A 21072-nucleotide genomic window follows, 5' to 3' on the forward strand; every position below is an offset into this window, starting at 1 on the left:
GCGTAGCCTGGGACGCCTGGGACACCTGGGACGCGGGGGTCTGCGGGTCAGCCGGCAAGCTTATCCAGGTCCACGCCGGCCAGAACCTTCGCAGGGTGCGGGCCGCGTGCCGTCAGTTCGGCTGTCCAGGCTTCGGGCCACGGAGCCTGCGTTCCGGTCAGGATGATGTTGCCGGGGTAGCGGCCCGCGAACATCCCGGTTTCGGCGAAGGCTGCGACGTCGGTCATGGCGCGGCGCATGGCGGCGGCCTGGCTTCGTACCAGGGTGAGGCCGGGTTCATCGCCCACGTTGACGATCAGCAAGCCTTCCGGTGCAAGGCGTGCACGGGCCTCCTGGTAGAACTCCTCGCAGGCGATGTGGGCGGGGGCTTCCGGTCCGGAGAAGATGTCCAGGATCACGACGTCGAACTGAAGTGCCGGGTCCAGGTCCGCCAGGGCGTCGCGGGCATCGCCGATGACGGTGTGCAGGTCGGTACCGTCAGGCAGGGGGAGTTGCTGCAGGACAAAGTCGAGGAGCTCGCGTTCCAGCTCCACCGCATACTGGACGGATCCGGGCCTCGTCGCCTGGATGTAGCGCGCAAGGGTCAGGGCTCCGGCCCCAAGATGGAGCGCGGTGATTGGCCGGCCTTCGGGAGCGGCGAGGTCCACAATGTGGCCGATCCGTCGCAGGTACTCGTAGAAGATCTCCTCAGGATGCGCCAGGTTAACATGGGACTGCTCGGCCCCGCCGATGCTCAGGACGTAGCCGCCGTCGGTGAAAGCATCGGGCTCGATGGACGCGTGCTGTCCCGTGGTCCGCAGGAACCTCGTGGAACGCGTGCCGCCGGGCTCCGCCATCAGAGCTTTCCGCTGAGGGTCGCCAGCCTGGCGGCGGCCTCCTCGAGAAGCTCCACCTTCTTGCAGAACGCGAATCTGAGCAGGCTCCGTGTCCGTGCCGCGCCCTCCGGGTGGCAGAAGACGGGGACGGGGATCGCGGCCACTCCCACCAGTCCGGGCAGCCTGCGGGCCAGGTCCACGGAGTCGCTGATGCCAAGGGGTGCGGTGTCCACGTTGACGAAATACGTCCCCTTCGGCGTGTAGACGTCGAATCCTGCGGCGCGAAGGCCTTCGCTGAGGATGTCCCGTTTCTTTCGGAGGGTGGCCGAGATGCCCTGGTAAAACTCATCCGGCAGTGCCAGACCGGCCGCGATGGCCGCCTGGAACGGTGTACCGGAGCTGTAGGTCAGGAACTGCTTGACCGTGCGGACGGCCGCCACCAGGTGTTCCGGGCCGGTCAGCCAGCCGATCTTCCAGCCGGTGAAGGAGAAGGTCTTCCCGGCCGACGAGATGGTGATGGTCCGCTGAGCTGCACCCGGCAAGGTGGCTACAGGAATGTGCCTGGCACCGAAGGTGAGGTGCTCGTACACCTCGTCGGTGATGATGAGGCAGTCATGCTTTGCGGCAAGCTCGACGACGCGTTGAAGAACATGGCGGGGGAAGACGGCACCGGTGGGATTGTGCGGGTTGTTCAACAGCACCACCTTGGTGCGGTCGGTGAAGGCCGCTTCCAGGGCAGTCATGTCCGGGTAAAACTCGGGGGCCAGCAGCGGGGCGGTGACGTGAGTGGCGCCTGACAGGCCGATGACGGCGCCGTACGAGTCATAAAACGGTTCGAAAGTCAGCACCTCATCGCCGGGGCCGACGAACGCCAGCAGCGTTGCGGCGATCCCCTCTGTGGCGCCGGTAGTGATGATGACCTCGGTGTGCGGGTCCGGGGTCAGCCCGTAAAACCGCTCCTGGTGGGCAGCCACGGCCTCACGCAGTTCCAGGATGCCCTTGCCGGGCGCGTACTGGTTGGCCCCGGCTTCGATGGCGGCCATCGCTGCCGCCTTGATTTCCAGCGGTCCGTCCTCGTCCGGAAAGCCCTGCCCGAGGTTGATGGCACCGGTCTGAGCCGCCAGCGTGGTCATCTCCTCGAAGATGGTGACGCCGAGTTGGCCGGCAGGTCCCAGCAGGTTGGCGCCTGAGGCGGTGCGCTGCCACGGGGCAGGCGCGGTGGGCATGGAAACGTCCCGTGGTGGATGCATCCAGTCATGGTATCCCGGCGGTCCCATGCGGTAGGTTCGGTGCATGAGACGCGCTGTCTGCCCCGGATCCTTTGACCCCATCCACAACGGCCATCTCGAGGTCATCGCCCGTGCCGCTGGCCTCTTCGATGAGGTGATCGTGGCGGTTTCGACCAACTATGCGAAGAAGTACATGTTCAGCCTGGGGGACCGCCTGGATATGGCGCGCGAAACCCTGGCATCCCTCAAAGGCATTGTGGTGGAACCGGTGGGCGACGGTCTCCTGGCCGAGTACTGCCGCCAGCGCGGTGTCTCCGCGATCGTCAAAGGTCTCCGCTCGTCTTCAGACTTCGACTACGAACTTCCGATGGCCACGATGAACCGCCAGCTCAGCGGCGTGGAAACGGTGTTCCTGCCGGCCGAAGCGCACTACCTGCATTTGTCATCCACCCTGATCAAAGAGGTGGCCGGTCTCGGTGGCGGCGTGTCCGACTATGTGCCCCGGTCGGTACATAAAAGGTTGCTTGCCGGCGGGTCTGCGCCCGATCACCCGCCGAGAGGGTAAGCTAGTCCGGTACTTCGACGGCCGTCCGTCGCCTGGTTTGGGTCCCTGCGGTTCTTCAGGCTAAGATGGTACGTCGGTCATATGTTCAACAGGAGTTCTCATTAAACGAGATGCTAGTTCGCCCTTGGCGTTCGACGTCAAGGATCTCGGGCGCAGCCCGGGCAGCATGCGGACACTGAAGGAACATGTACCCGCACCAAGTGATCTTGGTGTGGCACTCATTGGCGTTCAGGAAGGCTCGGACATCGAGCTGGATCTGAGGCTTGAGGCCGTACACGAAGGAATTCTGGTATCAGGAACCGCGGTCGCCGAAGTCAAAGGCGAATGCGGCAGATGCCTGGATCCCCTTGCGTATGACCTTGAGGTAAATGTGCAAGAACTTTTCTTCTACGAAGGCGTTGTGCTTTCGGACGAAGAAGACGAAGAAGAGCAATATCGAGTCGAGCGCGATCTGATCGATCTTGAACCGGTGTTGCGGGACGCAGTTGTTACTATGCTGCCGTTCCAGCCGGTGTGCCGGGAAGACTGCCAGGGCCTTTGTTCCGAATGCGGAATTCGCCTGGAAGACGAGCCGGGGCACCACCACGAGGTCTTGGATCCTCGCTGGGCTGCCCTAGCTGATATGGCTAAGCCTGACCGGCAAAATTGATTTGTACGTGTTTGTCTAGAGAGAAATGAGTTAGCCGTGGCTGTCCCGAAGCGGAAAATGTCTCGCTCGAATACCCGCGCCCGCCGCTCCCAGTGGAAGGCAACTGCCCCCCACCTGGTGAAGACCGTAGAGAACGGCCAGGTTTCATACAGCCTGCCGCACCAGGCGAAGGTCGTCACCGACTCGGCTGGCACTGCGTTGTTCCTTGAGTACAAGGGCCGCAAGGTCGCAGACGTCTAATCGGCCGCTTGGGCTGACATGATGTCTTCAACTGAAGAGCTTCTGAAGCGTCTCGGTGTCTCCATTGACGCCGGGACGCTTCGTCTTGCTCTCACGCACCGTTCCTACGCCTACGAAAACGGCGGCATCCCCACCAACGAGCGGCTCGAATTCCTGGGCGACTCCATCCTGGGCTTCTCCGTGACCGATGCCCTGTACCGGGACAACCCCACACTGCCCGAAGGTGACCTGGCCAAACGCCGCTCTGCGGTGGTCAGCACGCGCGCCCTCGCCGGCATCGGACGAAGCCTCGGCATCGGGGATTACATCTACCTGGGGCAGGGCGAAAAGCTCACCGAGGGCAAGAACAAGGCTTCCATCCTGGCGGACACTATGGAAGCGCTCATTGGGGCAACCTACGTGTCCAACGACATCGAGACCGCCCGCCAGCTGGTCATGCGCCTAATAGGCCCCCTCCTCAAGGATGCGGGCGCACTCGGCGCCGGCACGGACTGGAAGACCAGCATCCAGGAACTGGCAGCCAGCCGGCAGATGGGCACGATCTACTACGCCGTTGAGGGGGCCGGGCCGGACCATGCCCGTACTTTCACGGCTGTCCTGAATATCGGTGGCAAACCATACGGCAACGGATCAGGCCACTCGAAGAAGGAAGCGGAGCAGGAAGCTGCCGCGGACGCCTGGCGTCAGCTCTCCGGAACCGCAGGAGCCGCCGCTGCCCCTGCCGCGGACGGCGCATCACCAGAGTCCTCCCGCAGCGTCTAGGTTGAGACGTGCCCGAACTGCCTGAAGTTGAAGTGGTCCGCCGCGGACTGGTGAGCTGGGTCCGCGGCCGAACCATCACAGCGGTAGACGTGCTGGACCCACGCTCCCTCCGCCGGCATGTCATGGGCACTGAGGACTTCCGGGGCAACCTCCAGGGCACCACGGTTGTGGACGTAGTGCGCCGCGGCAAATTCCTGTGGATGCCGCTGAGCGAGACCGCGGAGTCCGCCGGTGCCCCGGGTGTTGCACTGATGGCCCACCTCGGGATGAGCGGCCAGCTCCTGGTGCAGGACGCGGACGTGCCCGACGAGAAACACCTCAAGGTCAGGCTGCGCCTGAGTCCCGTGGCCGGTATGCCTGAACAGCTCCGGTTTGTGGATCAGCGGATTTTCGGCGGGCTGTTCGTCACCGGCATGGTTCCCACGGACGACGGCGGCCCGGGCGGCCAGGCGGAAGCTCCCGTTGCGTTCATCGCCGAGGAAGCCTCCCACATCGCCCGGGATCCCCTGGACCCGGCGTTTTCCTTTGACCTTTTCTACAGCCGGCTGCGGAAGCGCAAGACGGGCCTCAAACGCGCCCTGTTGGACCAGGGTCTCGTATCAGGCATCGGCAACATCTATGCCGACGAGTCCCTGTGGCGGGCAAAACTGCATTACGCCAGGCCCACCGATACGCTGCGACGCGGCGACGCGGAACGGCTCATCACCAGTGCGCGCGAAGTCATGCTGGACGCACTTGCCGCCGGCGGTACCAGCTTTGATTCGTTGTACGTCAACGTCAACGGGGCCTCTGGTTACTTCGACCGCTCCCTGAACGCCTACGGACGGGAGGGCAAGCCCTGCAGCCGTTGTGCCGCCGTCGGGATTAACTCCTTACTCTGCCGCGAGCTGTTCATGAACCGCTCGTCCTACACCTGCCCGGTCTGTCAGCCGCGCCCGCGCAACGGCCGCTGGTAGGCCGCCGCCGCCCTGCCGGCCATGATCGGGCGCTGCCCGGTGCAGGGACAGACACCCGGAAATCCGTGGAAACCCGCATGGACACAGTAGATTTGGGGCAGCAACGCAGACGCTTCAGCCATTCAGGAGACCAGAAACACCTTGCACCTCAAAAGCCTTACCGTCCGTGGGTTCAAGTCGTTTGCGTCGGCCACGACCTTCGATTTTGAGCCCGGAGTCACGGCAGTGGTGGGGCCGAACGGTTCCGGCAAGTCCAACGTGGTGGACGCCCTCTCCTGGGTGATGGGGGAGCAGGGAGCCAAAACGCTCCGCGGCGGCAAAATGGAGGACGTCATTTTTGCCGGGACTTCCGGGCGGCCCCCGCTGGGCCGGGCCCACGTCTCCCTGACCATCGACAACGCTGACGGGGCGCTGCCCATCGAATACAGCGAGGTCACCATCTCGCGGACCCTCTTCCGCGCCGGCGGCTCTGAATACGCCATTAATGGTGCCAGCTGCCGCCTGCTCGACATCCAGGAACTGCTCTCGGATTCCGGTATGGGCCGGGAAATGCATGTCATCGTGGGCCAGGGGCAGCTGGACAAGGTCCTGCACGCCACTCCGGAGGACCGCCGCGGCTTCATTGAGGAAGCCGCCGGGATCCTCAAGCACCGCCGCCGCAAGGAAAAAACGGTCCGCAAGCTTGAGGCCATGCAGGCGAACCTGCAACGGCTGAGCGACCTGACGGGGGAGATCAGGCGCCAGCTCACACCACTCGGCAAGCAGGCTGATGTGGCGCGCCGCGCCCAGCGGGTCCAGTTCGATGTCCGGGACGCACGCGCACGGCTGCTGGCCGACGACCTCGTCCAGCAGCAGAGTTCACTCGAGCAGGACGTGGCTGACGAAACGGCGCTGAAGGCCCGCCGTGCCGTAGTGGAGCGGCAGCTGGAGGAGGGGCGCCGCCAGCAGGCAGCTGTGGAACAGCTCGCAGCCGAGGCCACGCCAAAGCTCAACGCCGCGCGGGATACCTGGTACCGGCTCTCCGCTTCCAGGGAACGGCTCCGTTCCCTGGGCTCGCTGGCCCAGGAACGCGGCCGGCTGCTGGGCGCCGTTGATGCTGAACCGTACTCGGGCAGGGATCCTGAACAGCTGGAACGGCAGGCCGTCCGGGTCAGGGACGAGCTGACGGAGCTGGAGCGCCACATCCTGGACCGGCGCAGCGCGCTGGACTCAGCGACGGCTGCGAAGACCGGGGCCGAACTCGAGGCGTCTGCCGAGGAAAAAAGGCTGACTGCCGTCCTGCGGGCCGCAGCGGACCGGCGCGAGGGCCTGGCGAAACTTGCCGGACAAGTGGGCGCGGCAAGATCGCGGGTTGAATCCGCGCAGGCCGAGCTGGGCAGGCTGCGGGAATCACTCGCCGCCGGACAGGAACGCCGCCGCCGGGCCCAGTCCGAGTTCACCGCGCTGGAAACCCAAGTGGCTGGGGTCGAGGAAGGGGAGGAAAGCCTTGACGCCGACTACGAGGACGCCAGTGCAGAGCTCGACGCCGTCGTCCAGGAGATTGCCGATCTGACCTCCGCAGGGGGAGAAGCTGTCCGCCAACGTGACGCCCTCGTGGCCCGACGGGACGCACTGCAGCTGGGCCTTAACCGAAAAGACGGCGCGGCGCACGCCCTCAACTCCGGGCTGGCTGGCGTTGTGGGCACCCTGGTCTCTTCCCTCACCATTCACCCGGGTTATGAAACGGCGATTGCCGCAGCCCTGGGCGATGCCTCCGAAGCGATAGTGGTCCGGGACCCTGACGTGGCCGCCGTCGTGGTGCAACTCCTGAAGGACGACGATGCGGGGCGCGCCTCCCTGCTGCTGGCGTCTGCTTTGCCCCTGCCGGACGCAAACTCCGGCCCGGGCGGACCCTTGCCGGCAGGCGCACGCTGGGCTGTGGACCTGGCATCCGGCGGGGGCGTGACCGCACCCGCCGTGGCCACGCTCCTGACCGGGGTGGCAATCGTTGAAGACCTGGACGGTGCGGGGCTGCTGGTTGCCGAACGCCCGGACCTGACAGCCGTGACACGGGCCGGGGACGTGTTTACCGCCCTCACAGTGACTGGAGGCTCGGCGAAGGCGCCGTCCTTGCTTGAGGTGCAGGCCGCCGTGGACGACGCTGAGGCCCGGCTGGCCGTTGTCACCGCGGATCTGGAACGGAACAGGTTCGCCCTGGCCGGCGCCGAGGTCCGGCGCGCCGAGGCCCAGACGAGGGCAGAAGCTGCCCTGGACCGCCTGCACGATTCCGACGCCCGGCTCGCGGCCGTGGCCGAAAGGCTCGGCCACCTAAACTCCATCCTTCGCAGCGCCGTCGGCGAAAGCGACAGGCTGGCCACCTCCCTGGCCAGGGCCGAGGCCAATGTTGTGACCGAGGAACAGGCGCTCGCCGCCGTTGCGGCGCGGCTGGCTGCGGCGCAGGAGGCGCCGGCCGAAGAGGAACCCTCCACCGAACAGCGCGATGCGCTCGCATTGGCCGCATCCCTGGCCAGGTCCGCGGAGATGGACGCGAGGCTCTCGCTGCGCAGCACCGAAGAGCAGCTGACCGCCACCCGCAACCGGGCTCTCTCGCTGGAACGGGCCGCGGCCACCGAACGACGGGCGCGTGAAGAGGCCGCCGAACGGGCGCGCCGCCGTCGGATCCAGGCCAGACGGGCGGCCGCCGTCTCCGCTGCGGTGGAGCTGGCAATCCGGTTCATCGACGTGTCTGTCGAGCTTGCCCGGCGTGAACGTGACCTCGCCGAAGAGAACCGGGAAGAGCGGGACCGTGCACTGCTGGAGACCCGGACAACCAATGACACCCTGGCGCGTGAGCTTGGGGAACTGACCGACTCGGTTCACCGGGACGAACTGGCCCGCGCCCAGCAGCGGGCACGGATTGAAGCCCTGGAAACACGTTCCATCGAGGAACTCGGGATCACCCCTGACGTGCTGGTGGCGGACTTCGGCCCGGACGTTCCCGTGCCCGTCCCCGTGGAGGAAAGCGGGGACAAATGGGCGGCACTGCGGACACCCGTGGACGACGACGGCACACCGGTCCCCGAAGGCAAGCCCTTTGTCCGGGAGGAGCAGGAGAAGCGCCTCCGGAAAGCCGAGAGGGACCTGTCAGCCCTGGGCAAGGTCAACCCGCTGGCGCTAGAGGAGTTTGCGGCCCTGGAGGAACGCCACCAGTTCCTCAGCACCCAGTTGGAGGACCTGAAATCCAGCCGTAAGGACCTGCTGGACATCATCAAGGAAGTGGATGACCGGGTCCAGCGCGTCTTCACCGAGGCCTTTGAGGACACCCGGGACCAGTTCGTCCACGTCTTTGAACGCCTCTTTCCCGGCGGCGAAGGCCGGCTGGTCCTCACCGACCCTTCGGACATGCTCACCACCGGAATCGAAGTTGAAGCGCGACCTGCCGGCAAGAAAATCAAGCGCCTTTCACTGTTGTCAGGAGGCGAACGGTCCCTCACGGCCGTCGCCCTTTTGGTTGCCATCTTCAAAGCCCGCCCCTCGCCGTTCTATGTCATGGACGAGGTTGAAGCGGCCCTCGATGACACCAACCTCGGCCGGCTCATCACCATCTTCGAAGAGCTGCGGCAGTCCAGCCAGCTGATCGTGATCACCCACCAGAAACGGACCATGGAAGTGGCTGATGCGCTGTACGGCGTCACCATGCGCGGGGACGGCGTGTCCACCGTCATCAGCCAGCGGCTGGGCGCCGACGTCTAGCGTCCGCGCAGGTGGCAGCCCCGAACGCCTGCCGCGTTTGTGAGAAGCTAGGGGAGTGAATGACATCCTCCCCATTATTCTGTCCATTGTTGCTGCCCTGGCGGTTATTGGCGGGCTGATCCCGGTCCTGTTGAAGACGCGGAAGAACATCACCCAGTACCCCGGGACGCGCGACGCCAATGATCCCGCCACCCCGCAAGGCGGGGGAACACTGCTCGAGGACGCGCCCGTGGTTCCGGCCGAGCGCAACGCTCCCGCCGGCGTCGAGCTCGAAGACCTCGAAGTCACCGATGTTCCTGATGACGTGGCGGGACTGGAAACCATCCAGGTTGAGACGCCCCTTCCCGTCGCCGGCCGCCTGACCCGCCTCCGTGAGCGCCTGGTCCGGTCGAATAACATCCTCGGCAAGAGCCTGCTCGCGTTGCTGTCCAGCGACAAGATCGATGAACACGTTTGGGACGAAGTGGAGGAGACCCTCCTGCTGGCCGACCTCGGCACGGAACCTACCATGCAGCTGGTCGACGCCCTGCGGGAGCGCGTGAAAGTGCTCGGCACCAGGACCCCTGAGCAGGTCAAGGCACTGCTCCGCGAGGAACTGATCAAGCTTGTGGATCCCACCATGGACCGCGCCCTGCGCACCGACCGGCACGCGGACAAGCCGGCCGTCGTGCTGGTGGTAGGCGTCAACGGCGTGGGCAAGACCACCACCGTGGGCAAGCTCGCCCGCGTGCTCGTTGCCGAGGACAAGGACGTCCTGCTGGGGGCGGCGGACACGTTCCGCGCGGCAGCCGCGGAGCAGTTGGCCACGTGGGGCCAGCGTGTGGGTGTTCCCACCGTGAAGTCCGATGTCGACGGCGCGGACCCGGCGTCCGTCGCCTATGAGGCGGTCAAGGCGGGCATTGAGCAGGAAGTCGACGTTGTCATGATTGACACGGCGGGCCGCCTGCAGAACAAGACCGGCCTCATGGACGAACTCGGCAAGGTCAAGCGAGTCATCGAGAAGCTGGCCGAGGTGGATGAGGTTCTGCTGGTGCTGGACGCCACCACCGGCCAGAACGGCCTGAACCAGGCCCGCGTTTTCTCCGAGGTAGTGAACATCACCGGCATCGTCCTGACCAAGCTGGACGGGACCGCCAAGGGTGGCATCGTGGTGGCCATCCAGAAATCACTCGGCGTGCCGGTCAAGCTGATCGGTCTTGGCGAAGGCGCCGATGACCTGGCTCCGTTCGAAGTCGAGAGCTTTGTCGACGCCCTGCTGAACTAGGACCGGGTCTACACCGGGTCGACACCAACGAGGGGTGAGTTCCCGCCGCTAAGCACAGGCTTTAGCAGCGGGACCTCACCCCTCGATGCGTTTCAGCGGCTCGCGCGTCACGGACCAGCAGGCCGCCGCGAGCACCAGCACACCGCCGGTGACGCCGAATGCCCAGCCGTAGCCCAGCCTGTCCGCCAGGACGCCCACCAGCACCGGTCCGGCAATGGCCCCGACGTCTGAGGTCATCTGGTAGGCCGCCAGGACCCGCCCGCCGGACCGCGCATTGCCAATGACATCCGCGACGGCGGCCTGCTGGGCGGGTCCCAGCAGGCCGGACCCCACCCCGGCCACAACCGATGCGGCGAGGAACCAGCCCAGGTGGGACGTGACGCCGATGGCGGCCGTGGCGAGCCCGGCGACCAGGAGGCCCACGACCATCAACGGCCGCCTGCCCAGGCTGTCCGCCAGCCGGCCGGAGAACGTCAGTGCGGCGGCATTGCCCGCGGCGAAAACGGCCAGCGCAAGGCCGGCGGCCTCGGGACCGGCACCCAGCGCAGCAACGGCAAACAGCGGGACGGTGGCCATCCGCACACCGAATGTGGCCCAGCCGTTGGCGAAGCTGGACAGCAACGCCGAGCGGTACATACCAATTCCCCAGGCCTCGGCGAAGCGCATGTCCGGGGCGCGGCCCACTGTGGACCGGTCCGCGGACGGCGCATGGCTGAGCTGGGTCTGCACCACCGCGGCAGCAAGGACCAGCGCGGCGGCGTAGCAAAGGAACGGCACCCGCAAGCCGAATCCGGCGAGCAGCCCGCCTACCACCGGGCCCAGGACGCTGCCGATCAGGAACGCGGATGCGTAAGCGCCGGATACCCTGCCCCGGCTTTCCGGCGGCGCCAGCCGCACCACAAGGGCCATGGAGGCCACCGTGAACATCACCGAGCCCACGCCGCCGAGCCCCCGGAAGACCAGCAGCTGCCAATAGTCCTGGGCAAAAGCGCACGCCGCCGTTGATACCGCCACAATCAGGAGCCCCGCCACATATACGGGCCGCTCACCCCATCGGCCGATCAGGGCCCCGCCCGCCGGCGCGAACACCAGCCGCATGAAGGCGAAGATGCTCACGATCACGGCGGCGGCCGTTGCCCCGACGTCGAAAGTGGTGGCGAACTGGGGCAAGACCGGTGCCACCAGACCAAAACCGAGGGCAATCAGGAACGCCGCAGCGAGCATCACCTTGATGTCCCGCGGAAGAGTGGGCCTCTGCGGGCGGATAACGGACAAGATCCGTGTTGTGGCGCGGCTCACGCGTGATGTTGCCGTCATGGGGCGGGGATCCTTGCAAGATAGGCAGCCGGTGGTCGGCGGCAGTGGTGAAACATAACCGTAACAAGCCAGATATGCACCATTTACTTCCGGGAGGTTGTTGTAACAATCCGGCAATGTAAATCCTCCGCGGGCGAAACACTGCAGAGACAGACTCGATGCAGGACGCAAAAGGCGTTAGTAAGGCGGAGCACTCCGCAGCATCGATCATAGGGAGGACGTGCACCATGGAACTTACCGCAGGTCACGTATGGCTCATGGTGGCAGCAGCACTCGTGCTGTTCATGACACCAGGTCTGGCATTTTTCTACGGCGGCATGACGCGCGCCAAAGCTGCACTGAACATGATGATGATGAGCTTCATCTCCATCGGCATGGTCGGCGTGGTCTGGGTCCTCTGGGGCGCTTCGATGAGCTCCGGCGAGGGCTTCCTGCAGATTGTCGGAAACCCGTTCGCCACGTTCGGCCTTGAAGGCATCACCACCCCGGACGGGCTCATCAAGGTCGGCTACGCCGCCACCTTCGCCATCATCACCGTCGCCCTCATCAGCGGCGCGATCGCTGACCGCGCCAAGTTCGGCGCCTGGGCCCTCTTCGTCCCCGTCTGGGTCACCCTCGTTTACTGCCCCCTGGCCTACATGGTCTGGGGCGGAGGCCTCTTCGGCCCTGAAGGCGCCATTGGCCAGGCACTCGGCCCGGCCATCGACTTCGCCGGCGGCACCGTGGTCCACATCAACGCCGGTGTGGCAGCCCTCGTCCTGGTCCTGATCATCGGCAACCGCCGCGGCTTCGGCAAGGACCCCAACCACCGCCCGCACAACATCCCGTTCGTGATGCTCGGTGCAGCCATCCTGTGGTTTGGCTGGTTCGGCTTCAACGGCGGCGCCGCCACCACTGCTGAGCAGGGCGGCCTGATCTGGATCAACACCCTCGCAGCCCCGGCCGCGGCAATGCTCGGCTGGCTCGTCACCGAACGTATCCGCGACGGCCACCCCACCTCCCTTGGTGCCGCCTCCGGTGTGGTTGCCGGCCTGGTCGCCATCACCCCGGCCTGTGCCAACGTCAGCCCGGTGGGCGCGCTCGGCCTCGGTGTCATCGCCGGTGTCGCCTCGGCCCTGGCCGTCGGTCTCAAGTTCCGCTGGGGCTTCGATGACTCCCTGGATGTTGTGGGCGTTCACCTTGTCTCCGGCATCATCGGAACGGTTGCCCTGGGCTTCATCGCCCTCCCCACCGACGGTGTGGGCGGCGGCCTCTTCTACGGCGGCGGTCCGGCTCAGCTTTGGGCCCAGCTCGCAGCAGCAGGCATCGCCATCGCTTACTCGGCAATCCTCACCGCAATCATCGCCTACGCCATCCACAAGACCATGGGCTTCCGCGTCTCGCAGGAGCAGGAAGTCGTTGGTGTTGACCTCAGCCTGCACGCCGAGACGGCGTACGAGTTCGGAGTGGGCGGCCACGGCGGGAGCTTCCAGCCGCTCCACGAACTGATCAAGGGCAAGGGTTCGGCCACTGACGGCGAAGCAGCCGGCGCAAAGAAGACCGCACCGGCAGCGGGCAAGGAAAGCGTGGAAGCATGAAACTGATCACAGCCATCGTCCGCCCGGAGAAGCTCGAAGCCATCCGGGAAGGCCTGGAGTCCTACGGCGTCCAGGGGCTGACGGTCAGCGCGGCCAGCGGCTACGGCCGCCAGCGCGGCTACACGGAGGTCTACCGCGGAGCTGAATACAACGTGGACCTCCTGCCCAAGATCCGGGTTGAAGTCCTCGCCACGGACGAACAGGCCGATGACATCCTGGACGTCATCATCGCCAGCTCCAACACCGGCCGCGCCGGCGATGGCAAGGTCTGGACCGTGGACGTCTTCGAAGCGGTAAGGGTCCGGACTGGCGAACGCGGCGTCGCCGCCATCTAGCAGTGCCGGAAGCTGATTGATCGGCAAAGCAGACTGTTCCAAACGAAAGAGCGGGCAGGGAACCTCGAAAGGTTCCCTGCCCGCTCTGTTTGTTCTGGCATAGCCAGCCAGCCTTAGCCAGCCAGCGCTTACCCAGCCGCCGCGGAACCGGGCCATCCGGCGGGACCGGCCGAACCGGCGTCGTACTTTTCCAGCGGCACAGCGCCCCGCTGCCAGGCCTTCAGCACCGGCTCAAGAATCCGCCAGCATTCCTCCGCGGTGTCGCCGCGCACGGAGAGCAGCGGGTCGCCGCTCAGGACGCCTTCCAGCACTTCGCCATAGGGCAGCAGCTCAGACGCGCTCAGCTCCGCATTCAGCGTCGTGCGGCTCAGGCTGAAGATGCTGCCGGGGCCGTTGACGTCTACGTCGAACGCCAGGGTATCCGGCCCGAAGCCGATCCGCAGCTGGTTGGGGGAGTCCACGCCGGTGAATCCTGCCGGCAGATGCGGGACGGGGCGGAACGTGACCACAGCTTCCTTGCGTTTCACCCCGAGGGCTTTGCCCGACCGCAGGATGAACGGCACCCCCTCCCAGCGCCAGTTGTCGATGTCCACCCGGACTTCCGCCAGGGTCTCTGTCCCGCGGGCTGCGTCCACCCCTTCTTCCTGCGCATAATCCGGGACGTCCCGGCCGGCAATCGAACCCGCCGTATAGATGGCCCGGCGGGTGGAGTTCGCGTACGGCGCGCTGATGGTGCTGGCGCGCAGCACAGCGGCGATGGCGTCCCGGAGGTCCCGCTCCCCGATGGTGGCCGGAGGCTCAATGGCCATCAGGGCCATGATCTGCAGCAGGTGGCTCTGGATCATGTCGCGCAGGGCACCGGCGGTGTCGTAATACCGCGCCCTTCCCTCCAGTGCCAGGTCCTCGTCGAAGATGATCTCGACCTTCTCCACATGCTCGCGGTTCCAGACGGGTTCCAGGAAATTGTTCGCAAAGCGCAGGCCCAGGATGTTGAGCACCGTCGCCTTGCCCAGGAAGTGGTCCACCCGGTGAATGTGGTCCTCCGCCACCAGCGCGGCGAGTGTGTGATTGAGGGAACGGGCCGAGGCAACACTTGCGCCGAACGGCTTCTCCATCACCAGCCGTGTTCCGGCCGGAACCTGGTCGCGGTGCAGGGACTCGCAGGCCAGCTGGCTGACATGAGGAGGCAACGCAAAATAGATCGCGGTGGGGCCTTCCAGGCCTGCCAACAAGGCCGCCAGGGCTCCATCCGCCGTAACATCCAGCTGGTGGTAGGGAGTAGCTTCCGCCAAGGCGGTGAGTGCCTTCTTGCCAGCCGCGTCGGCGGCCTCCACGGCGGGGGCGAAGGCTTCGTGGACCCGGGTTCGCCACTGTTCCGGCGTCCAGGCATCGGAGCCGGCGCCCACCAGGGTTAGGCCATCGGCGCGGCCGCTCGCCACCAGCCGGGCCAGTCCCGGGAGCAGGAGGCGTCCCGTCAGATCGCCTGAGGCACCCAGAATGAGCAGGGTTTTTACACTGGTTTGGCTGGTCACCCTGCCAGCATGCCATCCGGCAAGCCCGACTTGGTACCCTAGATAGTCGAGTCCCCCCTGTAAATCCACTGAAAGAAGTGCGCGGCGCGTGTTCAATTCACTCTCTGACCGGTTGACAGCAACCTTCAAGAATCTCCGTGGCAAGGGCCGCCTCACTGAGGCCGACGTCGATGCCACAGTCCGGGAGATCCGCCGCGCCCTCCTGGATGCCGATGTCGCCGTTCCCGTGGTGCGTGAGTTTACGGCCCGCGTCCGCGAGCGTGCCCTCGGGGCAGAGGTATCGGGGGCGCTGAACCCCAGCCAGCAGATCGTCAAGATCGTCAATGAGGAACTCGTTGAGATCCTCGGTGGCGAGACCCGCCGGATCCGCCTTGCCAAGACCGGTCCCACCATCATCATGCTGGCCGGCCTCCAGGGTGCCGGTAAGACCACCCTGGCGGGCAAGCTCGCCAAATGGCTCAAGGCGCAAGGCCACAGCCCCCTGCTGGTGGCATGTGATCTCCAGCGGCCCAATGCCGTCACCCAGCTACAGGTTGTCGGCAACCGCGCCGGCGTGCCCGTTTTCGCGCCGCACCCCGGAGCCACTTCGGAACTCGAGCACCCCGCTGGTGACCCGGTCGCCGTCGCCCGCGCCGGTGTCGAGGAAGCGCGCCAGAAGCTGCACGACGTCGTCATTGTCGACACCGCCGGGCGCCTCGGTGTTGACGCCGAGATGATGGAGCAGGCGAGCGAGATCCGCCGCGCCATCGTCCCCAATGAAGTGCTGTTCGTGATCGACGCCATGATCGGGCAGGACGCCGTGAACACGGCTGTGGCGTTTGACGAGGGTGTGAACTTCACCGGAATCGTGCTGTCAAAGCTCGACGGCGACGCCCGCGGCGGTGCCGCACTCTCGGTTGCGTCGGTCACCGGTAAGCCGGTTATGTTCGCCTCCACCGGCGAAGGCGTGGATGACTTTGAGCTGTTCCATCCGGACCGCATGGCCTCCCGCATCCTGGACATGGGTGACGTCCTCACCCTGATTGAGCAGGCCGAGAAGAACTGGGACAAGGACGAAGCCGCCCGGATGGCGAAGAAATTCGCCGACCAGGAAGACTTCACCCTGGACGACTTCCTCTCCCAGATGCAGCAGATCCGCAACATGGGCTCCATGAAGAAGATGCTCATGATGATGCCCGGAGCGCAGAACATCCGCGAGCAGCTGGAGAACTTCGACGAGCGCGAGATCGACCGGGTCGAAGCGATCGTCCGTTCCATGACGCCGCACGAACGAGTCGCCCCGAAGATCATCAACGGCTCCCGCCGGGCACGCATCGCCAGAGGTTCAGGCGTGCATGTCTCCGAGGTCAACGGCCTGCTGGAGCGCTTCGGCCAGGCCCAGAAGATGATGAAGAAGATGGCCCAGGGCGGCGGTATGCCGGGAATGCCAGGGATGCCCGGCATGGGCGGCCCCGGCGGTGCGCGGAAGGGCGGCAAGAACGCCCCGAAGAAGAAGGCCCGCTCAGGCAACCCTGCCAAGGCTGCCCAGGAGCTCAAGGACGCCGAGGCCCGTCGGGCCGGCGGGGCGAAGGCTCTTCCCACGGGGGCGGCGTTCGGCCAGCAGGGCGGCGACTTCGACCCTTCGCAGTTGAACCTGCCCAAGGGATTCGACAAGTTCCTCGGCAAGTAACCACCCCTCCCGACTGGGTAGCAGCAGGCGTCGTTGTGGGCACTCATAACAACACTGGCTGCTGCCCAATTGGGATGTCGGTGCCGTGGAATAGGGTTGGGTCATGTTCAAACAGCGGGTAGTGTTCGTGCACGGCGCCGGACCTTTCGGTGCCGCGGCGTGGCTGCGCCAGCACGGCATGGCCCTGACGTACGACGCCCTCTTCCTGCGGCGGCACGGTTTTGACCCCGTCGCTGAACCCGTGGAGTCCTCGTTCTCCGTAGATACCGCCATCATCCTGCGCTCACTTGCCGATGACGGCCGCGGGGCCGCTGGGGGCCATGTTGTTGCCCACGCCGAGGGCGCGATTGCGGCCATGATGGCTGCCGTCGAACGCCCCGAACTGGTGTATTCCCTCACGCTGGTAGAACCGGCGTGCCTGTCCCTAACCGCCGAACTGCCGGCCACGGCCGCGCACCGCGCCCTGATGCAACCGCTGTTCGACGTCCGGCACCAGCTCAGCGATGAAGACTTCCAACGTGAGTTCGTGCGGCGAATGTTCGCGGCGGACCTGCAGGAGCCCGCCACGCCGGAGGAAAAACGGTCGGCGCGCCGGCTCCGGTTGCAGGCGCCGTCCTGGGAGGCCCCGCTGCACATAGTTCCGGGCGTCCCCACCATGGTCCTTACGGGTGGGTGGGAACCGCTCTACGAGGAAATCGCCGGATATCTGCAGGAAACCGGTGCCCTGCACCGCATCGCTGCGGGAGGACACCGGCCCCAGGACTCTGCCGAAGGTGACCGTGCCATCCGGTCCTTCATCGCCGACGTCGGCAGGTCACGCTCGGTTCAGGCTTCCTGAGCCGTCAGTTCCCGGCCGGGATCCGAAGCTCGGGGAGGTAGACCTTTCCGCCGGCGGCCAGGAACTCCGCACTCTTTTCGCGCATCCCGCTGTAGGCCTCGGCAATGGCCGCCTGCGAATCGGCGGAACCGTATTCGTCCCTGATGTCCTGGCTGATCTTCATGGAGCAGAACTTCGGGCCGCACATGGAGCAGAAGTGGGCGGTTTTGGCCGGTTCGGCGGGCAGCGTCTCGTCATGGAAGGCCTCAGCCGTGACCGGGTCCAGGGACAGCGCGAACTGGTCGCGCCAGCGGAACTCGAACCTGGCCTTGGACAGGGCATCATCCCGTTCATGGGCGCCGGGGTGGCCTTTGGCAAGGTCTGCTGCGTGGGCGGCGATCTTGTAGGTGATCACTCCGGTTTTCACATCGTCCTTGTTCGGCAGGCCAAGGTGTTCCTTGGGCGTGACGTAACAAAGCATCGCCGTGCCGTACCGGGCGATTTCGGTGGCGCCGATGGCGGACGTGATGTGGTCGTAGCCGGGGGCAATATCCGTGACCAGCGGCCCCAACGTGTAGAACGGGGCGCCCTTGCAGAGTTCCTGCTGGCGTTCCACGTTCTCCCGCACCAGGTGGAACGGGACGTGCCCGGGACCTTCCACCATGACCTGCACATCGAATTCCCACGCCCGCTGGGTCAGTTCAGCCAGGGTGTCCAGCTCGGCGAACTGGGCGGCGTCGTTGGCGTCCGCCGTCGCCCCCGGGCGCAGTCCGTCGCCCAGGGAGAACGCGACGTCGTACTTGGCGAAGATCTCGCACAGCTCGTCGAAGTGGGTGTACAGGAAGTTCTCCTGGTGGTGCGCCAGGCACCACCCGGCCATGATCGCGCCGCCCCGGGAGACGATGCCGGTGACGCGGTTGGCCGTCAGCGGCACGTAACGCAGCAGCACACCGGCGTGGATGGTCATGTAGTCCACCCCCTGCTCGCACTGCTCAATGACGGTGTCCCGGTAGATCTCCCACGTCAGGGCGTTGGCCTCGCCGTTGACCTTCTCCAGCGCCTGATAAATGGGCACCGTACCGATGGGCACGGGAGAGTTGCGGATGAGCCATTCCCGGGTGGTGTGGATGTCATCGCCGGTGGACAGGTCCATCACCGTGTCAGCTCCCCACTGCGTGGCCCACTGGAGTTTGTCCACTTCCTCGGCAATGGAGCTGGTCACGGCCGAGTTGCCGATGTTGGCATTGATCTTCACCAGGAAGGCCTTGCCGATGATCATCGGTTCGGATTCCGGGTGGTTGATGTTGTTGGGGATGATGGCCCGGCCGGCCGCCACCTCGCTGCGGACCAGTTCCACGTCGCAATTCTCGCGGAGGGCGATGAACTGCATCTCGGGGGTGATGACACCCTGCCGCGCATAGTGCATCTGGGTGACGGTCTTGCCTTCGACGGCGCGGCGGGGCACCGGTTGCGCGCCCTTCCACTCCGCAGAGGCGGCGCCGCGGCGCACTGCCGACTTGCCGTCGTCGAGCAGGTTCCGTTCCCGTCCGCTGTACGGCGCGGTGTCGCCGCGGGCGGCGATCCACTCCGAGCGGAACGGGTTGAGGCCCACCACCGGATCACTGCCCGGACCGGCCGTGCGGTAGGTCCGGAAAGGCCCGTTCGCCTCCCCGTTCGGCGACGGTTCCAGCGCGATCTCGGTCACGGGTACCCGGATCCCGGTGGCCTCATCGTTGATAAACGCCAGCGAGTGGGACTTCAGTGACTGGGTTTCAGGCTGGAGCGTTTGATCCACGTCGGCTTCATTTTGGGCAGGGATCAGCTGTGTTTCTTGTGTATTCAATGAATACTCACTTCCTTCGCCGGCATTACCCGGACAGGTTCAACGGTCGCAGGCTGCGTCAGCCCGATCTCAGCCCCTGCAAGGGCTCCCGTGTGGTCAAGTCGAAGCTACCACAGCCGCTGCAGGATTTTGGAGGAACGCTTGAATTAAATTGAAGCTTCAAGTAAATTGGAAGTATAGCCGCCTTCCATCCGAAGGCCAACGGACCGGGAGTTTTCAAATGACTGCAGAAGCCACCAGCCGGGATCTCCTTCCTGCCGACCTCTCCATGGGCACCGTGATGCTCAAGGTGGGCAACATGAAGCTGATGACCGACTACTACCAGCGTGCGCTCGGCCTGGAGATCGTCGCGGAACAGGACGGCGGCGTCTATCTTGGCCGCCTTCAACGCCCGCTGGTCCATCTCGCGGCCGCCCCGTCTTTGAATCTGCCTGGCAGGGGAGAGGCCGGGCTGTTCCACACCGCACTGCTGTTTGACGACCAGGCTTCGCTTGCCGCCACGGTAGCCACCGCCGCCCAGTACGAACCCCGGTCCTTCACCGGCAGCGCCGACCACCTCGTCAGCGAGGCCTTCTACTTCAATGACCCCGAAGGCAACGGCGTCGAACTGTACTGGGACAGACCCCGCGAAAACTGGTCGTGGAACGGGAAAGATGTAGTGATGGACAGCCTGGCACTGCCGCCGAAGCGCTACCTCGAGCAGCACCTGACCCAGGAATCCGTGGCAGGCCAGCGGGCCAGCGAAGCCGGCGTGGGTCACGTCCACCTCCAGGTGGGCGACGTCCAGTCAGCGCACGATTTCTACGTCGGCACGCTGGGCTTCGAAAAGACCGCCGGCTGGCACGGGCAGGCACTGTTTGTCTCCGCGGGCCGGTATCACCACCACATGGCCATGAACGTCTGGAACAGCCGCGGAGCCGGTCCCCGCAAGGACACCCTGGGCCTCGGCGAAGTGCTCATCGAGGTCCCTTCCGGGGATGACGTCGGAGCGCTCGCGGACCGCCTGAAGGTCGCCGGTGTGGCCTCGCACCACACGGGCGCCGAGCTTCGCTTCGAGGACCCGTGGCGCAACAATATCCGTGCCACCGTCCGCTGAGTGCGGCTGCCAAATATGCGGCCTGCCTTGTACTAGGCTGATTCTGAACGGCCGGGGCGGCACTTGCTGCTGCCCTTCCAGGCCGCACCGTCGACGGAATGAGGGCTGTTCCCATGGGTTTCACTGAAGTTTTTGTTTCCACTCACGATGCCGCGCTGAAGCGGGCGGGCGTCCTGGATGCAGGCGGCTCCCCGGCGGGCCAGGCCCTGCGGATTCCCGGAATCAGCGATTTCGAAATCGAGCAGCTTGGCGACCTTGCCGGCGTTGCTGTGCACGCCGGTGGCGCGGACTACGAACTGGCCATGGTTGACGTGGCCAGCGATTCCCTCCTCGGGGTCCCGCCGGCCATGGTGCGTGCGCTCGCGGACCTGCTCAGCTACGAGACTGAAGGCGAAGGCCATGTCCTGGACGACGTCGCTGAAAAGTGGGCCGCCCAGGATGACATGCCGTTCGGCGTGGCCGAGGCCCGGACGTATGTCCAGCAGTTCGCTGAGCTTGCCAACTCCGTCGATGACGCCGCACGCACCGGAGTGTATGTCTGGTCGTCGTAGGCCGGCCGTGGCCCGCCGGGTCCGCCCGCTGCCCCATCCCGACGTGTCAAGTCGAAATCCGGACGCTGATCTGGCACAATAAACAAGTACTCGATCTGCGTGGCCCCTCTCTCCGCGTCCGGA

At 65.6% G+C, this 21072-nt stretch carries 18 protein-coding genes and 1 riboswitch; of the genes, 13 read left to right on the plus strand and 5 right to left on the minus strand.

Features of this window, described 5'->3' with window-relative positions; all coding sequences use genetic code 11:
* Nucleotides 1–47 precede the first annotated feature (47 nt).
* Nucleotides 48–836, minus strand: a complete 789-nt coding sequence (locus tag CXR02_RS06610) for a spermidine synthase (RefSeq protein WP_181037142.1) — start codon at nt 834–836, stop codon at nt 48–50.
* The gene (locus CXR02_RS06615) at nt 836–2065 is read right to left on the minus strand and encodes an aminotransferase class I/II-fold pyridoxal phosphate-dependent enzyme (protein ID WP_258060838.1); all 1230 of its coding nucleotides are present in this window, start codon (nt 2063–2065) and stop codon (nt 836–838) included. The genes CXR02_RS06610 and CXR02_RS06615 overlap by 1 nt, the downstream gene beginning before the upstream one ends.
* Nucleotides 2066–2108: 43 nt before the next feature.
* Between CXR02_RS06615 and coaD the strand changes: the two genes are divergently transcribed.
* From coaD to ftsY, 7 genes are all read left to right on the plus strand, one after another.
* On the plus strand, nt 2109–2609 hold the full coding sequence (coaD, locus tag CXR02_RS06620; RefSeq protein ID WP_104061246.1) for a pantetheine-phosphate adenylyltransferase: 501 nt from the start codon (nt 2109–2111) through the stop codon (nt 2607–2609).
* Nucleotides 2610–2733: 124 nt separating this feature from the next.
* Nucleotides 2734–3258 carry a DUF177 domain-containing protein gene (locus CXR02_RS06625; protein WP_104061247.1) on the plus strand — a complete coding sequence of 175 codons (525 nt, stop codon included), beginning with the start codon at nt 2734–2736 and terminating at the stop codon, nt 3256–3258.
* Nucleotides 3259–3294: 36 nt separating this feature from the next.
* Entirely contained in the window at nt 3295–3498 is a 204-nt protein-coding gene (rpmF, locus tag CXR02_RS06630) for a 50S ribosomal protein L32 (protein WP_104061248.1), read from the plus strand.
* A 21-nt stretch (nt 3499–3519) separates the two neighbouring features.
* Nucleotides 3520–4260, plus strand: a complete 741-nt coding sequence (gene rnc / locus CXR02_RS06635) for a ribonuclease III (protein WP_104061301.1) — start codon at nt 3520–3522, stop codon at nt 4258–4260.
* 8 nt (nt 4261–4268) lie between these two features.
* Nucleotides 4269–5216, plus strand: coding sequence for a bifunctional DNA-formamidopyrimidine glycosylase/DNA-(apurinic or apyrimidinic site) lyase (gene mutM / locus CXR02_RS06640; RefSeq protein WP_104061249.1), 948 nt, complete (start codon nt 4269–4271; stop codon nt 5214–5216).
* 141 nt (nt 5217–5357) lie between these two features.
* Nucleotides 5358–8948 carry a chromosome segregation protein SMC gene (gene smc / locus CXR02_RS06645; protein ID WP_104061250.1) on the plus strand — a complete coding sequence of 1197 codons (3591 nt, stop codon included), beginning with the start codon at nt 5358–5360 and terminating at the stop codon, nt 8946–8948.
* A gap of 55 nt (nt 8949–9003) precedes the next feature.
* Nucleotides 9004–10212: a signal recognition particle-docking protein FtsY gene (gene ftsY, locus CXR02_RS06650; RefSeq protein WP_104061251.1), complete on the plus strand. Its 1209-nt coding sequence runs from the start codon at nt 9004–9006 to the stop codon at nt 10210–10212.
* 75 nt (nt 10213–10287) lie between these two features.
* On the opposite strand, the gene CXR02_RS06655 is transcribed toward ftsY, so the two are convergent.
* Entirely contained in the window at nt 10288–11529 is a 1242-nt protein-coding gene (locus CXR02_RS06655; RefSeq protein WP_104061252.1) for an MFS transporter, read from the minus strand.
* A 227-nt stretch (nt 11530–11756) separates the two neighbouring features.
* Here CXR02_RS06655 and CXR02_RS06660 point away from each other — a divergent pair, with 227 nt between their 5' ends.
* Complete coding sequence (locus CXR02_RS06660; protein ID WP_056349126.1) at nt 11757–13106, plus strand: ammonium transporter; 1350 nt, start codon at nt 11757–11759, stop codon at nt 13104–13106.
* The gene (locus tag CXR02_RS06665; RefSeq protein WP_056349123.1) at nt 13103–13441 is read left to right on the plus strand and encodes a P-II family nitrogen regulator; all 339 of its coding nucleotides are present in this window, start codon (nt 13103–13105) and stop codon (nt 13439–13441) included. Before CXR02_RS06660 ends, CXR02_RS06665 begins: the two co-directional genes overlap by 4 nt.
* Nucleotides 13442–13569: 128 nt before the next feature.
* Here CXR02_RS06665 and CXR02_RS06670 read toward each other — a convergent pair whose 3' ends face one another.
* On the minus strand, nt 13570–14973 hold the full coding sequence (locus CXR02_RS06670) for a glucose-6-phosphate dehydrogenase (RefSeq protein WP_104061253.1): 1404 nt from the start codon (nt 14971–14973) through the stop codon (nt 13570–13572).
* Nucleotides 14974–15061: 88 nt separating this feature from the next.
* Here CXR02_RS06670 and ffh point away from each other — a divergent pair, with 88 nt between their 5' ends.
* Nucleotides 15062–16642 carry a signal recognition particle protein gene (ffh, locus tag CXR02_RS06675; protein ID WP_104061254.1) on the plus strand — a complete coding sequence of 527 codons (1581 nt, stop codon included), beginning with the start codon at nt 15062–15064 and terminating at the stop codon, nt 16640–16642.
* Nucleotides 16643–16745: 103 nt separating this feature from the next.
* Nucleotides 16746–17480, plus strand: coding sequence for an alpha/beta fold hydrolase (locus tag CXR02_RS06680; RefSeq protein ID WP_104061255.1), 735 nt, complete (start codon nt 16746–16748; stop codon nt 17478–17480).
* A gap of 4 nt (nt 17481–17484) precedes the next feature.
* Here CXR02_RS06680 and thiC read toward each other — a convergent pair whose 3' ends face one another.
* Nucleotides 17485–19254: a phosphomethylpyrimidine synthase ThiC gene (gene thiC, locus CXR02_RS06685; RefSeq protein ID WP_308470663.1), complete on the minus strand. Its 1770-nt coding sequence runs from the start codon at nt 19252–19254 to the stop codon at nt 17485–17487.
* 42 nt (nt 19255–19296) lie between these two features.
* Nucleotides 19297–19404, minus strand: a riboswitch (TPP riboswitch).
* Between the two features lie 118 nt (nt 19405–19522).
* Here thiC and CXR02_RS06690 point away from each other — a divergent pair.
* Together CXR02_RS06690 and CXR02_RS06695 are read left to right on the plus strand one after the other, a co-directional pair.
* On the plus strand, nt 19523–20398 hold the full coding sequence (locus tag CXR02_RS06690; protein WP_104061256.1) for a VOC family protein: 876 nt from the start codon (nt 19523–19525) through the stop codon (nt 20396–20398).
* A 113-nt stretch (nt 20399–20511) separates the two neighbouring features.
* On the plus strand, nt 20512–20949 hold the full coding sequence (locus CXR02_RS06695) for a hypothetical protein (protein ID WP_181037143.1): 438 nt from the start codon (nt 20512–20514) through the stop codon (nt 20947–20949).
* Nucleotides 20950–21072 lie beyond the last annotated feature (123 nt).

The organism is Arthrobacter sp. 4R501 (assembly GCF_002929755.1).
Lineage (GTDB): Bacteria > Actinomycetota > Actinomycetes > Actinomycetales > Micrococcaceae > Arthrobacter.

Excerpts from the sequence above, each read along its gene's own strand:
- CXR02_RS06610 (WP_181037142.1), bottom strand. The coding sequence starts at position 836 with ATGGCGGAGCCCGGCGGCACGCGTTCCACGAGGTTCCTGCGGACCACG.
- CXR02_RS06615 (WP_258060838.1), bottom strand. The coding sequence starts at position 2,065 with ATGCATCCACCACGGGACGTTTCCATGCCCACCGCGCCTGCCCCGTGG.
- coaD (WP_104061246.1), top strand. The coding sequence starts at position 2,109 with ATGAGACGCGCTGTCTGCCCCGGATCCTTTGACCCCATCCACAACGGC.
- rnc (WP_104061301.1), top strand. The coding sequence starts at position 3,520 with ATGTCTTCAACTGAAGAGCTTCTGAAGCGTCTCGGTGTCTCCATTGAC.
- CXR02_RS06655 (WP_104061252.1), bottom strand. The coding sequence starts at position 11,529 with ATGACGGCAACATCACGCGTGAGCCGCGCCACAACACGGATCTTGTCC.
- CXR02_RS06660 (WP_056349126.1), top strand. The coding sequence starts at position 11,757 with ATGGAACTTACCGCAGGTCACGTATGGCTCATGGTGGCAGCAGCACTC.
- CXR02_RS06665 (WP_056349123.1), top strand. The coding sequence starts at position 13,103 with ATGAAACTGATCACAGCCATCGTCCGCCCGGAGAAGCTCGAAGCCATC.
- CXR02_RS06680 (WP_104061255.1), top strand. The coding sequence starts at position 16,746 with ATGTTCAAACAGCGGGTAGTGTTCGTGCACGGCGCCGGACCTTTCGGT.
- CXR02_RS06690 (WP_104061256.1), top strand. The coding sequence starts at position 19,523 with ATGACTGCAGAAGCCACCAGCCGGGATCTCCTTCCTGCCGACCTCTCC.
- CXR02_RS06695 (WP_181037143.1), top strand. The coding sequence starts at position 20,512 with ATGGGTTTCACTGAAGTTTTTGTTTCCACTCACGATGCCGCGCTGAAG.